We start from the raw sequence: 14,269 nt of genomic DNA on the forward strand, positions 1-14,269 counted from the left end.
AGGCACAGAGTATAAAGCCTTTCCTATTTTTTTGCGCTCACGAAAGCCCACCACAAAGTTCCATAGATGGTAATGAAACGTCATTATAATTGCAAGGGAAACGGCCAAAATAGTAATGTTCGGAAAGGCGGGGTGTACTTTGCGAACACTCTCTTTACTGAAGGGGATGCCTGTGTATGACAATGGAACAATCATCGGGCACGTATCAGATTTAGTGATATCCGATGGCGGCTCTGTAAAGGGCCTGCTCATGGACATGGATTCCCTTTTTAAGAAAGCAAGGCTTCTCCCTTTATGCGATGTCCTTTCCTTTGGCGGGGACGGATTAACTGCCAAGACTGAATCCTTGATCCCGTATAGCCATGACCAAGTATATACTCTTCGACATCAGCGAGACTTAACCGGTAAAAAAATCATTAATGATTATGGCGAAGAAATGGGATTATTGGAAGATGTATACTTTACGGAGCAACTGGGAACAATCGTAGCATATGAAATTTCCAATGGTTTCTTCTCCGATTTGAGAGACGGAAAACAGCTTATTCATGTGCGAAAGCCTCCAACATTAGGGAAAGATGCCATCATAATTTCAACTCTTGAAAAATGAGGTGCTTTCCCATAATGAAATGTCCCAATTGTGGAAGTAAAGATATCGGTAAAATTGGTGTAAACCAATATTACTGCTGGAATTGTTTGATCGAAATGTCCGTTTCCAAAGGAATAATCAATACACATCAAGTGGAGGAAGACGGCAGTTTAAGTTCCTTGGACGATTTATTCTCCGAGGATGACAGACGCTATACTATGTGATGGCTGATAGGTGTACAGGGGGTTTCCTTGCCGGCTCTGCCATTGAATGGGCAGAAGGCCAGTCCCTTCCATACCGGCAGCTCCATTCGGTTATCGCTAGCTCTCGACTGAAGCCGTGTATGCACGGAAAAAGGAAGAGGTGTATGTGATGGGCAAAATGTCTATTTCTTCAATGGTCGGCTTTGGGGCTGGCATGGTTGCCGCTTCAATGATCAACTCAAAGAAATTTTCCCAAAAGTCTATGAGAAAAATGAAAAGAAAAGTAAAATCGCTTTTCTAGCCCTTTTTTCATATAGGCAGAAGAAACCCAAAAAGGAGAATCCTTTTTGGGTTTTCTTTTTGCTCTGAAAGATGATTGGATAAAAAAGGCCAATCTGCCAAAGATAAGAACAGGCAGGTGAATATCATGCAAAAATCTAAATGGATTTCAACGTTAAGTATTTTATTGCTTTTGTTTATTGTTATCTTTCTCTTCTTAAAAATAAAACCGGTCTGGATGCCGGTTCTTAACCTTTTGCTTACTGCCATCCTTCCATTCGCAATCGCTGCCTTTATAAGCTACCTATTACATCCCTTAGTGGAAAAACTGCATCAAAAGGGAATGAATAGAGGGTTAAGCATCCTGCTTATTTATGTCATTTTTTTTGGCTCAACGGGCTTTGCGGTATATCGGGGAATCCCTGTCATGATAAGGGAACTGGAAGAGTTGGTGCAAGCGACACCCATGTTTACGGAAAAATACCAGCATTTCCTGGATTTAATCCATGCGAAAACTTCACGCTGGCCAATTGAATATAAAGAGAGAATCCAGGATGCGATCATTTTTATGGAAAAAAAGGCCGAGGCTCTTCTCTCCAAAGCCTTATCATCCTTGATGAAAGTGTTTGATTTTGTTGTTTTGTTCGCAATCATACCATTTATTGCTTTTTATTACTTGAAGGATTGGCCGCAAATAAAAAAGGCAGCCTGGTATATTACTCCGCCTTTTATGAGGAAGCAGGGGATCTCCTTTTTAAAGGATGCAGAGAAGTCAATCGGAAATTATATAAGAGGGCAATTGATCGTTTGCCTGATTATCGGGATGGTATCGGCACTGCTTCTCTGGCTTGTCCACGTGAAGTACAGCCTGCTACTTGGAGTCATCATAGGAATTACGAATGTGATCCCTTATTTTGGGCCAGTCATCGGAGCATTTCCAGCGCTATTGATTGCTGCTGCAACAAGTACTAAACAAATGATCTGGGTGGCATTAATAGTATTCGGCCTGCAATTTGTAGAAGGAAATATATTGTCGCCAATGATTGTGGGGAAAAGTCTGCATATGCATCCTTTAATTATCATGTTCAGCCTTTTTATCGGTGGAGAAATAGCCGGTGTAATCGGTTTGATCCTAGCGGTTCCTATTTTGGCCATATTGAAGGTTGCCATTGTCCAGCTAAAGGCTTATCGTGTGAAGGAGCGGCAGCGCGAGCAATTGCAAAAAGAGTAATGGACCAAAACCATTTGACAAAAGAAGAAGTTGTCCCTATAATCCAATAATAGAAGAATTGAAATAAAACGTTGAAGGAACAAGTATGTTATCAACTGCCTGAAGGCACATTTCCGTGCTGATAGAGAGGGATTCCCGTTGGCTGCAAGGGATCTGGGGAAAAGGATAACAGAAAGCTAGTCTGGAGTGTAGCTAATCCCTACCGTTTGCCGCGTTAAGGCGACTAAGGTGATGGATGGATTATGTAAGAATCCTTTCATAATTAGGGTGGTACCGCGAGCTTGCTCTCGTCCCTTTTGGGATGAGGGTTTTTTTGTGTCCAAAACTATTTGTGCCAGCATGTACCAATTGCTGCTAGGCAATAACCGTTGACTGGTTCCAGAGCCATTTCTTTTACAAGTGATGATTATTTTAAGGAGGAAAAATAAAATGAAACAATTAACAGGTGCTCAAATACGCCAAATGTATTTAGACTTCTTTAAAGAAAAGGGGCATAGCATCGAGCCAAGTGCTTCTTTAGTCCCGCATGATGATCCAACTCTACTTTGGATCAATTCAGGTGTCGCTACATTGAAAAAATATTTCGATGGCCGTGTTATCCCGGAAAACCCGCGTATTACAAACGCACAGAAATCCATTCGTACGAATGATATTGAAAATGTCGGGAAAACAGCCCGCCACCATACTTTTTTTGAAATGCTTGGGAATTTTTCCATCGGTGACTACTTTAAAGAAGAAGCCATCCTTTGGGCATGGGAATTCCTTACAGATGACAAGTGGATTGGTTTCGATAAAGAAAAGCTTGCTGTAACTATCCACCCGGAAGATGATGAGGCGTTTGAAATCTGGAACAAACAAGTAGGCATTCCGGAAGAACGCATTATCCGTCTGGAAGAAAATTTTTGGGATATCGGTGAGGGACCAAGCGGGCCGAATACAGAAATTTTCTATGATCGCGGACCTGAATATGGAGATGACCCTAACGATCCGGAATTATACCCGGGCGGGGAAAATGAACGCCATTTGGAAGTATGGAACTTAGTATTCTCACAATTCAACCACAATCCAGATGGAACATATACTCCGCTGCCAAAGAAAAATATTGATACAGGCATGGGGCTAGAGCGTATGGCATCGGTTGTCCAAGACGTGCCAACGAACTTTGATACAGATCTTTTCATGCCGATCATCCGTGCAACGGAAGAAATTTCAGGTGTGAAATACCGTGAAAACCCACTTTATGATACGGCATTTAAAGTAATCGCTGACCATATCCGAACAGTGACATTTGCTGTTGGCGATGGTGCATTGCCTTCCAATGAAGGACGAGGCTATGTATTGAGACGTTTATTGCGCAGAGCAGTCCGATATGCCAAGCACATCGGCATCGAAAAACCGTTTATGCATGAATTAGTGCCTGTTGTCGGCGAAATTATGAAAGATTTTTACCCGGAAGTGCTTGAGAAAAAAGATTTCATTGCAAAAGTGGTTAAAAATGAAGAAGACCGTTTCCATGAAACGCTTCATGATGGCCTGCAAATTCTAAGCACTGTCATTGCCAAGGAAAAAGCGCAAGGAAGCAAGATCATCTCAGGAAAAGATGTATTCCGATTGTATGATACCTATGGATTCCCTGTTGAATTGACAGAAGAATATGCTGAAGAAGAAGGCATGGGCGTAGACCATGACGGCTTTGAAAAAGAAATGGGAGAACAGCGAGAGCGTGCACGTGCTGCCCGCCAGGATGTCGACTCCATGCAGGTGCAGGGGGGAGTTCTTGGGGAAATCAAAGATGAAAGCAAATTTGTAGGATATACACAATTGGAAGCGGAAGGAACTGTTCTGGCTATTGTCAAAAACGGTGAAAAGCAAGCGGAAGCTTCTGAAGGTGAAGAAGTGCAGGTTATCCTAAATGTAACTCCATTTTACGCAGAAAGCGGCGGCCAGATTGCAGATAGCGGTTTTATAGTGAATGAAGACATGAAAGCAACTGTGCTGGATGTCCAAAAAGCGCCTAATGGACAAAATCTTCACCGGGTGAAAATTGAAAACGGAACATTAAAAGAAGGAGCTTCTGTCGTGTCAGAAGTCGATGCTTCTAACCGCAGCCATATCACCAAAAACCATACAGCTACACACTTGTTGCACCAAGCTTTGAAGGATGTTCTTGGAACACATGTAAACCAAGCAGGTTCATTAGTCCAGAAAGACCGTCTGCGCTTCGACTTTTCTCATTTCGGCCAAATTACACCGGAAGAATTGGAAAAAATCGAGCACATCGTGAACGAAAAAATTTGGGAAAGCATTCCGGTCGTCATTCAAGATAAAACTATTGAAGAAGCAAAAGCAATGGGTGCAATGGCGCTGTTTGGAGAAAAATACGGAAAAATTGTACGCGTGGTTTCTGTTGGGGATTACAGCCTAGAATTATGCGGCGGCTGCCATGTAGACAATACAGCGACAATCGGCTTATTCAAAATTGTTTCAGAAAGCGGCATCGGTGCAGGCACAAGACGTATCGAGGCAGTAACAGGTGCGGCAGCATACAATACGCTGAATGACCAGTTGTCTCTATTGAAGCAGGCAGCAACCGAATTAAAGACGAATATGAAGGATGTACCTTCAAGAATTGATTCATTGCTTGCTGAGTTGAAAGAACTTAATCGTGAAAATGAATCATTAAAAACAAAATTGGGCAACATTGAAGCAGGAAATCTAATTACGTCCGTTAAAGAAATCAATGGCGTGAACGTATTGGCTGCGAAGGTCCAAGCCTCCGATATGAACCATCTTCGTTCAATGGCAGATGAGCTGAAGGAGAAAATGTCATCAGGTGTCATTGTTTTGGCAGCTGTCCAAGGTGAAAAAGTCAATATTATCGCTGCGGTGACAGGAGATTTAATCCCTAAAGGCTACCATGCCGGAAAATTGATCAAAGAAGTGGCTACACGCTGTGGTGGAGGCGGCGGAGGCCGTCCAGACATGGCCCAGGCAGGCGGAAAAAATCCATCTGAAGTGGATAATGCGCTTAAATATGTGGAAGAATGGGTAAAATCAATTTAAATGCTGAACGTATTGTTGTACAATAAGCTTAATAATCTTAGGGGTTTCCCCAAGAACGCGAGAAGCGAGGTGTCCAAATGAGTTCCTTTGACAAAACGATGCAATTTCATTTTCAAGAAGAGCCATTTGAAAGGGATGTGCAAGAGGTACTGATGAAAGTGTATAGCGCATTGCAGGAGAAAGGGTATAACCCGATCAATCAGATTGTCGGTTACCTTCTTTCAGGAGATCCTGCCTATATACCGAGACATCAGGACGCACGCAACATGATCCGCAAGCTCGAGCGAGATGAGATTATTGAAGAACTTGTTAAGTTTTACTTAAAACATAATCGCGAGGGGCAGTAAATGCGTATTATCGGTTTAGATGTAGGCTCCAAGACAATTGGAGTGGCAGTAAGCGATGCAATGGGCTGGACGGCCCAGGGCATCGAAACAATTAAAATCAATGAGCAAATTCAGGATTTTGGCTATAAGAGACTGAAAGAACTCATCAAAGAGCATGAAGTCACAAAAGCCGTAGTAGGACTTCCGAAGAATATGAATGGCACCATTGGCCCCCGCGGAGAAATCTGCCAGGAGTTTGCCAGAAATTTTGAGAAAAAATTTAAAATGCCTGTCGTTCTTTGGGACGAGCGCCTGACTACAATGGCTGCCGAGCGTGTGTTGCTTGAAGCGGATGTCAGCAGAGGGAAACGCAAGAAAGTCATTGATAAAATGGCGGCTGTCATGATTCTGCAAGGCTATTTGGATAGCCAAAACTAACTAATAGAGGTGTTAAGGATGAACGAAGAACAAATTACAATCGTTGATGAGCAAGGAAATGAGCAGTTATGCCAAATCTTATTTTCTTTCCCATCTGAAGAATTCAATAAAAGCTATGTACTGTATTATCCAATTGGAGAAGAAGATGAAAACGGTGAAATTCTAGTCCATGCTTCAGCATTCATTCCAAGCGATGAAGAAAACGAAGGCGAATTAATGCCAATCGAAACAGAAGAAGAGTGGGATTTAGTCGAAGAAATGTATAATACATTCGTTGAAGAAAAGAACGCAGAAGAAGAGGAATAAAAAGAAAAGCCTTGCCGCAATAATCGGCAAGGCTTTTTTTGATTATAAGGATGCCATTTTCAATCGTGTAGCTGGAAGCGGTGGCATCAAGCTGCATACGCCATCCTCCTCTTGTTGCCGCCTTAGCTATGCCTCTGTCAATGGCAAAGAGCCACGTCTTAAGCTTGTCGGGAGTAAGCGGATGCTATCCGATTTTGTTCGACGGTTTTTCAATTGGACTGCGTGATGGATGGATATCGGTTGATGTTTCTCCTCCTCTAAATAGAGGGGGCGATTGAAAAAATTGTTGAATGCTGTGTAATTTTGTATGTTTTTTAGTATAATGTTCGTTGAAGCGTTTGAAGCAAACATGCTTCTGATCAAGAGGGACAATTAGATGGCATAATGCATTTCGTCCTTAGTTTTGTAGGGGGAACATAATGAGCGATAAGAAGTCGAAGAAAGACATAATGATTCAGAATTTAGCCGAACGGCAAGGCGAGGCAAAGACAGTCCGTAAAATTGTGCTTATTTCTGTCCTTTCTCTGCTGGCGGTCATTGTGATCATTGCCGTTAGCTTATTCTTTTATGTGAATTCTGCCTTGAAGCCGGCTGATCCAGATAACGATAAATTCACAACAGTCGAAATACCGATCGGTTCGTCCACCTCAAGCATCTCGCATATTTTGAAAGAGCATGACATTATTAAAAATGCACGAGTATTCAAGTACTATATTAAATTCCGGAATGAGGGCGATTTCCAGGCCGGCAATTACCAGCTGTCGCCATCCATGACCTTGGATGACATTATCAAAACGATCCAATCGGGCAAACTGGCCAAGCAGGCAAGCATTAAATTGGTGATTCCGGAAGGAAAGCAATTGAAAGAAATTGCAAAGATCATAGCAGATAAAACGGGTGGAGATGACAAAGCCATCTTTGCCAAATTGAACAGCCCTGAGTTCATAAAAAGTATGCAGGATAAATTCCCGGATTTATTAACAAAGGATATTTATGGGAAAGATATTAAATACCCGCTTGAAGGGTACCTCTTCCCAGCTACGTATGAATATGATGAAACACCTCCACTGGATACGGTTGTGAGTGATATGCTCCGTAAAACAAGCAATGTCCTGTCCAAATACCAGGAGGAAATGACGGCGAAGAAGTTTACAATCCATAAGCTGCTGACAATGGCCTCTTTAGTGGAAGAAGAAGCTACCCAGCAAACAGACCGTGGCAAAATAGCCCAAGTCTTCTATAACAGAATCAAAGTCGGCATGCCTCTTCAAACAGACCCAACCGTTCTGTATGCACTGGGCGAGCATAAAAGCAGAGTTCTATACAAACATTTGAAAGTGGAAGATCCATATAACACGTATGTCAACAAAGGGTTGACGCCCGGCCCGATTGCCAATGCGGGGGAAATCTCCATCCAGGCCGTGCTGAACCCTGTGAAAACAGATGCGTTATATTTCCTTGCTACACCAGAAGGCCAAGTGATCTATACAAAGACTTTGGAAGAGCATAATAAAGCAAAAGCCGAGCATATCACGGCAAAAAAAGACAAAGATAAAGAAAATAAAGACTAATTTCCTTATATGATATCTTTGTGATACAATGTAGAAAGTTTGTCCAAAGAAAAAAACGTATGTAAACTCGTTTTCTCGGCTTTTGCCGAGTTTTTTTGAGGAAATAACCATTAGAAATGTGCAGAAACACCTTGCATATTGACCATAGAGTAGTTTATAAGGCAGGAGTGGTAATCGATGAATGACGCAATAAATGAATATCTTGAGAAATTAATACCGCCGAGAAATGAATTATTGAGCAAAATGGAAGACTATGCTCAAGAGAATCATGTCCCGATTATGGAGCTGGTGGGCATCGAGGCAATGTTGCAGTTATTGAGGCTTCATCAACCCTCTTCCATTTTGGAGATAGGCTGTGCCATCGGCTATTCGTCATTGCGTATGGCGTTTGCCTTGCCTGAAGCAAACATAGTCACTTTGGAACGACATCCGGAACGAATCAAGGCAGCTAGAACCTTTTTGGCAGAATCAGGCCAGGAGGACCGTATTACGTTGCTTGAAGGTGATGCATTGGAACTGTCCGGCCAGGTACAGCAATTCGGCCCATTCGATGCTATTTTCATCGACGCGGCAAAAGGGCAATATAGCCGTTTCTTTGAATTATATGAACCATACCTTGCACCCGAAGGGATTATAATATCCGATAATGTCTTATTCAAAGAACAAGTAATCGTACCGGAAGAAGAAATTGAGACACGAAGAAAAAGGTCGCTTGTCCGTAAGATCAAGCATTTTAACAGATGGCTCATGGAGCATGAAGAATATGATTCAGTCATCCTGCCGATAGGGGACGGAATGGCTGTGTCCAAAAAGAAGAAAAATCGATGAGGTGTTAAATATGAAAAAACCTGAACTCTTGGTTACACCGATAAGTGTGGATAGTATCCTTCCTTTAATAGAAGCGGGAGCAGATGCATTTGTTGTCGGTGAACAAAAATTCGGCTTGCGCCTGGCGGGTGAGTTTACCAGGGAGGATGTGCGTGAAGCCATCAAGCTGGCTCATAGCAAGGGTAAAAAGGTATATGTCGCAATGAATGCTATTTTCCACAATGATTTAGTGGAAGAATTGTCCGACTATATGCTCTTTGCGAAGGAAGCCGGCGCAGATGCTGTCATTTTCGGAGATCCGGCTGTTTTGATGGCAGCCAAAGAAGTGGCTCCTGAAATGAAATTGCATTGGAACACGGAAACGACCGCAACGAATTGGTTCACATGCAACTACTGGGGCAGTAAAGGGGCAAAAAGAGCTGTCCTCGCGCGGGAAATCAATATGGATGCCATTGTTGAAATGGCTGAACACAGTGAAGTGGAACTAGAAGTACAGGTGCATGGCATGACATGTATGTTCCAATCACGCCGTTCCTTAGTAGGCAACTACTTTGAATACCAGGGCAAGCAACTGCCATTGGAAGAAATCCGTGCCAATAAAACGATGTTTCTACATGATGATGAACGCAACAATAAATATCCTATTTTCCAGGATGCCAATGGGACCCATATTATGAGCCCGAACGATATATGCATTATTGATGAATTGCAGGAGATGATTGAAGCCGGCATTTCCTCCTTTAAGATTGATGGAATCCTGAAGGACCAAGAGTACATGGTGAATGTAACTAAGCTATACAGACTGGCTATAGACAGCTGCGTGGAAGACCCTGACCGCTATGATGAGATGAAAGACGGCCTGCTGTCCGAGATTGAAAACATCCAGCCGGCAAACAGAGGTATAGACACAGGCTTCTTCTTTAAAGAAACCGTATATTAATGAATACATGAAATGGAGGTATAGCCTTGAAAGCTATTACTGAACAAATTTCAAAAATAATTGATGGAAAACGAGTGATTGTTAAGAAACCGGAACTATTGGCTCCGGCAGGCAATCTGGAAAAACTAAAAATTGCTGTCCGCTATGGAGCAGATGCTGTTTATATTGGCGGGCAAGAATATGGCTTACGTTCAAACGCAGGCAATTTCACCTTCGAAGAAATGAAGGAAGGTGTCGAATTCGCTAAGAAGTACGGAGCTAAAATCTATGTGACGACCAATATTTATGCTCATAATGAGAATATAGATGGGCTTGAAGACTATTTAAAAGGGCTGCAGGAAGCAGGCGTATCCGGTATTATCGTTGCCGATCCGCTGATTATTGAAACGTGCCGCCGTGTGGCTCCTGAAGTGGAAGTGCACTTAAGTACCCAGCAGTCGCTGTCAAATTGGAAAGCAGTCCAATTCTGGAAAGAAGCCGGGATGCACCGCGTTGTGCTTGCACGTGAAGCAAGCGCGGAGGATATCCGTGAAATGAAAGCAAAGGTAGATGTCGAAATAGAAACATTTATCCACGGAGCTATGTGCATCGCCTATTCAGGAAGATGCACACTGTCCAATCACATGACAGCTAGAGATTCAAACAGAGGCGGATGCTGCCAATCGTGCCGCTGGGATTATGATCTTTACCAGTTGACCGATCAAGGAGAAGAACCTCTTTTTAAAGAGGGAGATGAGCATTTTGCCATGAGCCCCAAGGATTTGAAGCTGATTGAATCCCTTCCGAGAATGATAGAACTAGGGATCGACAGTTTGAAAATTGAAGGGCGCATGAAATCGATCCATTATGTCGCCACTGTTGTAGGATTATACCGTAAAGTGATCGATGCCTATTGTGCAGATCCAGAAAACTTCAGCATTAAGAAAGAATGGCTGGAGGAATTGGATAAATGCGCGAACCGCGACACTGCTCCGGCATTCTTTGAGGGAATTCCTGGGTATAAGGAGCAAATGTTTGGGAATCATAGCAAAAAGACAACATTTGAATTCGCAGGGCTTGTTCTGGATTATGACGCAGAAACGGAAATGGTGACTTTACAGCAGCGAAATTACTTCAAACCTGGGGATGAAGTGGAATTCTTCGGCCCTGATATAGATAATTTTACGTATGTGATCGATAAGATCTGGGATGAAAAGGGCAATGAATTGGATGCAGCCCGCCATCCGCTGCAAATCGTAAAATTCAAGATGACGAAACCAGTACAACCGTTTAACATGATGCGAAAGGAGAACTAGCACTATGAAACAAAAGCCGATTGTCATAGGAGTTGCAGGAGGTTCCGGTTCAGGAAAGACAAGCGTAACGAGAGCCATTATTGAAAGCTTTAAGGGGCGCTCCATCTTAATGCTGGAACAGGATTATTATTATAAGGATCAAAGTCATTTACCTTTTGAGGAAAGACTGAAAACGAACTATGATCATCCTTTGGCTTTTGACAATGATTTATTGATTGAACACATCGAGAAGCTATTGAATTATGAGTATATTGATAAGCCTGTATATGATTATGCGCTCCATACCCGTTCCCAGGAGGTTATTTCGGTTGAGCCGAAAGATGTCATTATCCTTGAAGGGATTCTTATATTGGAGGATGAAAGGCTTCGCAATCTGATGGACATGAAATTATTTGTCGATACAGACGCAGATATCCGTATCCTCCGCCGTCTTGTCCGAGACATTCAGGAAAGAGGCCGTACGATTGAATCAGTTGTGGACCAATATGTATCTGTTGTGCGTCCGATGCATAACCAATTTATTGAGCCGACAAAGCGATACGCAGATATAATCATACCTGAAGGCGGCCAAAACCATGTTGCAATTGATTTAATGGTGACAAAAATCAAAACAATCCTTGAACAAAAGACAATTTTGTAATAACATGACTTGTATAATGTATAATAGAATATAGGTTGAAATTGGAAATATGTTTCATCCTATCAATTGAATAAGAAAAAATGCGCGCCCTTTTTACAAAGGACGCGCAATTATGTATTTTACATAATATTAAGAAAAGCGAGAGCTCCCATACAGGTGCTTGCAGCAAAGAACAGACAGGCTATAAGCCCGTTGGATTAAGAAGAAGGAGTGAAGGGTCTTGGCAATCGAAAAAGTCTTTCCTATGACTAAAGAGGGTAAAGAAAAATTAGAAAATGAACTAGAACAATTAAAATCCGTTAAACGTAAGGAAGTTGTGGAACGAATTAAAATCGCCCGCAGCTTCGGGGATCTTTCAGAGAACTCAGAATATGATTCCGCGAAGGAAGAGCAGGCATTTGTTGAAGGAAGAATCACAACAATCGAAAACATGATCCGCAATGCAAAGATCATTGAAGAAGACGAGATGGATTCCGACCATGTATCATTGGGTAAATCGGTAACATTCATCGAGCTTCCTAATGGCGATGAAGAAACCTATACGATTGTTGGCAGTGCGGAAGCGGATCCATTTGAAGGGAAGATTTCAAATGATTCACCAATCGCCCGCAGCCTGATCGGTAAAGCAGTCGGAGATGAAGTGGTCGTTCAAACACCTGGTGGAGATATGAATGTCCGCATCACATCTGTGAAATAAAAAGACAATACTGAAAACATGTTTTAAAAGAGCGCACCTCGTCGACAATGAAGACGAGGTGTTTTTATGTTACGGAACAGACGAGTAATTGCTGCTGCAAGCCTATTTTTGATTTTGTTGGTATGCTTGGTGCTGCGATTAATACAAATTCAATTAATCAGTCCAGAATCTTTTTCCAGGCACCATGTGAATCTAATAGCTGAAAGTGTCAACCAGAGAATGCAAAGCATTACGCTGGATGATGGGCGCGGTAAATTGTATGACAGGGCTGGAACGCCCATCGACCATCAGCCGGTGCCTGCCCTTATTCTTTTCCCTTTCTTGAGTAAAATGGCATGGCCGATTGAGAAAGTTACGGCCATATTGGGCATTGAATCTGTTGAGATTCAAAAACAGTTGGATTCTGCAAAAAGCCCATTTGTCTTTCAAAGAAATGGAAAGCCTTTTTCACTCACTGATAGCCAGATGGATGAATTGAATAAGCTTAAAATTCCGGGCGTTTTTGCAGCAGTCCGATTTATTCCTGTAAATAACGGCATTGCAAGGCAAATGCTAGGTGGACTAACCATGTCGAAAGAAATAAAAGAGGACAGGTATGGGGACAGGCAGTTGGCCGCAAACGTAAAAGTAGGGGACAAAGGACTTCAGGAACAGCTGGATGAATTCCTTTTATCAGATGGCGAAACAAAGCTTGTGTATCATGTAGACGGGATGGGCGGCCCCTTGTTCGGAGTCAACATAAAGTACTTAGCTCCAGGAAATCCTTTGTATCCTGTCAAAGTGCGTACCACACTTGATATGGACATTCAAAAGGCGGCTGAAGAGGCGGTCGATGAAAATGGAATCAAAAGCGGAGGGCTTATCTTAATAGATATTGACTCCAGCGAAATTCGCGCCAGTGTATCAAGGCCATCTTTAAGTGAAGGCAGCGATCCGAACAAAGGGGATGGAGCCAAAAATAGGATGGTGCAGCAAGCAACACTTGGCTCCGTATTCAAAACAGTTGTAAGTGCAGCTGCATTAGAGGAAGGGGAAGTGAACGATACGATGGTGTTCGATTGTAATCAAACTATTAAAGGAAGCCCTGAACAGGAGCGTCCATTGGGATTATTGAACTTCACGGAAAGCTTTGCCCGCAGCTGCAATAGAACATTTGGCGACCTGGCTGTTGCAGTGACAAAAAAAAATCCTGATTCTTTGCAAACGTACGCTGAAAAGTTGCAGTTGATCGGGAAATCCGGATGGACCGGCGATATCTATCATTCTCCTGTAACGCAACTATATGGAGAAGAATCCGGCAGAATATGGATTAACGGTGAAAATAGGAAAGATGCAAATCTGGTTTCCCAAACAGGAATCGGACAGCAAGATGTGCAAGCAACACCGCTTGGGGCAGCCAATATGATGGCCACCATAGCGAGGGGAGGCAAAAGAAAAGAAGTAAAGGCAGTCAGCAGCATAGATTTTTCGAATGGTACAACCGCGGCATTATTCAAGGATCATGATATTCACGGCGGAGAGATTTCTCCCGTCACTGCCAAAAAACTTCAAATGCTGCTGGAACAGGTTGTAGAGGATCCGAATGGAACGGCCGCCCTTCTGAGTGCGCTGCCTTTTAAAGTGGCCGGGAAAACAGGGACGGCACAAACGAATAAAGAGCAGCGATTGTTGAACATGTGGTTTGCCGGTTATTTCCCTGCCGATCACCCAAAGTACGCCATTGCAGCAGTCCGCTTAAATGCTCATTCTGAGGAAAAAAGCGCCACTCGATTAGTCGGTGATTTCTTACAGAAGCTGTCTCAGGAAGAGGAATTAACTGGTGAATAAGTAGTAAATATTTGTAACATGGCAATCAGTCTATATTAT

Annotated in this window: 15 protein-coding genes; all 15 read left to right on the top strand. The window is 42.7% G+C overall.

Annotated elements, in window-relative coordinates:
- Positions 1 to 139: 139 nt before the first annotated feature.
- The 15 genes from ABC357_RS03725 to ABC357_RS03795 all read left to right on the top strand — a co-directional run bounded on the left by ABC357_RS03725 (position 140) and on the right by ABC357_RS03795 (position 14,230).
- The gene (locus ABC357_RS03725) at positions 140 to 607 is read left to right on the top strand and encodes a PRC-barrel domain-containing protein (RefSeq protein WP_412886208.1); all 468 of its coding nucleotides are present in this window, start codon (positions 140 to 142) and stop codon (positions 605 to 607) included.
- 11 nt (positions 608 to 618) lie between these two features.
- The gene (locus tag ABC357_RS03730) at positions 619 to 810 is read left to right on the top strand and encodes a hypothetical protein (RefSeq protein ID WP_412888565.1); all 192 of its coding nucleotides are present in this window, start codon (positions 619 to 621) and stop codon (positions 808 to 810) included.
- A gap of 148 nt (positions 811 to 958) precedes the next feature.
- Positions 959 to 1,090, top strand: coding sequence for a DUF3918 family protein (locus ABC357_RS03735; RefSeq protein ID WP_412886209.1), 132 nt, complete (start codon positions 959 to 961; stop codon positions 1,088 to 1,090).
- A 126-nt stretch (positions 1,091 to 1,216) separates the two neighbouring features.
- A complete protein-coding gene (locus ABC357_RS03740; protein WP_412886210.1) occupies positions 1,217 to 2,299 on the top strand; it encodes an AI-2E family transporter in 1,083 nt (360 codons plus the stop codon).
- A gap of 429 nt (positions 2,300 to 2,728) precedes the next feature.
- Positions 2,729 to 5,362: an alanine--tRNA ligase gene (gene alaS, locus ABC357_RS03745; protein ID WP_412886211.1), complete on the top strand. Its 2,634-nt coding sequence runs from the start codon at positions 2,729 to 2,731 to the stop codon at positions 5,360 to 5,362.
- Positions 5,363 to 5,439: 77 nt separating this feature from the next.
- Positions 5,440 to 5,709, top strand: coding sequence for an IreB family regulatory phosphoprotein (locus tag ABC357_RS03750; protein WP_412886212.1), 270 nt, complete (start codon positions 5,440 to 5,442; stop codon positions 5,707 to 5,709).
- Entirely contained in the window at positions 5,710 to 6,126 is a 417-nt protein-coding gene (ruvX, locus tag ABC357_RS03755; protein WP_412886213.1) for a Holliday junction resolvase RuvX, read from the top strand.
- A gap of 18 nt (positions 6,127 to 6,144) precedes the next feature.
- Positions 6,145 to 6,432 (top strand): DUF1292 domain-containing protein, encoded by a 288-nt coding sequence (locus ABC357_RS03760; protein WP_412886214.1) that lies wholly within the window; start codon positions 6,145 to 6,147, stop codon positions 6,430 to 6,432.
- A gap of 419 nt (positions 6,433 to 6,851) precedes the next feature.
- Positions 6,852 to 8,003, top strand: coding sequence for an endolytic transglycosylase MltG (gene mltG, locus ABC357_RS03765; protein ID WP_412886215.1), 1,152 nt, complete (start codon positions 6,852 to 6,854; stop codon positions 8,001 to 8,003).
- 177 nt (positions 8,004 to 8,180) lie between these two features.
- Entirely contained in the window at positions 8,181 to 8,831 is a 651-nt protein-coding gene (locus tag ABC357_RS03770; protein WP_412886216.1) for an O-methyltransferase, read from the top strand.
- Positions 8,832 to 8,841: 10 nt separating this feature from the next.
- The gene (locus ABC357_RS03775; protein ID WP_412886217.1) at positions 8,842 to 9,771 is read left to right on the top strand and encodes a peptidase U32 family protein; all 930 of its coding nucleotides are present in this window, start codon (positions 8,842 to 8,844) and stop codon (positions 9,769 to 9,771) included.
- A 26-nt stretch (positions 9,772 to 9,797) separates the two neighbouring features.
- Positions 9,798 to 11,066 (top strand): peptidase U32 family protein, encoded by a 1,269-nt coding sequence (locus tag ABC357_RS03780; protein WP_412886218.1) that lies wholly within the window; start codon positions 9,798 to 9,800, stop codon positions 11,064 to 11,066.
- Between the two features lie 4 nt (positions 11,067 to 11,070).
- A complete protein-coding gene (udk, locus tag ABC357_RS03785) occupies positions 11,071 to 11,706 on the top strand; it encodes a uridine kinase (protein WP_412886219.1) in 636 nt (211 codons plus the stop codon).
- 220 nt (positions 11,707 to 11,926) lie between these two features.
- The gene (gene greA, locus ABC357_RS03790) at positions 11,927 to 12,403 is read left to right on the top strand and encodes a transcription elongation factor GreA (protein ID WP_412886220.1); all 477 of its coding nucleotides are present in this window, start codon (positions 11,927 to 11,929) and stop codon (positions 12,401 to 12,403) included.
- A gap of 66 nt (positions 12,404 to 12,469) precedes the next feature.
- The gene (locus ABC357_RS03795; RefSeq protein ID WP_412886221.1) at positions 12,470 to 14,230 is read left to right on the top strand and encodes a peptidoglycan D,D-transpeptidase FtsI family protein; all 1,761 of its coding nucleotides are present in this window, start codon (positions 12,470 to 12,472) and stop codon (positions 14,228 to 14,230) included.
- Positions 14,231 to 14,269: the final 39 nt, after the last annotated feature.

Source organism: Bacillus kalamii (assembly GCF_047238185.1).
GTDB lineage: Bacteria > Bacillota > Bacilli > Bacillales > DSM-1321 > Bacillus_AD.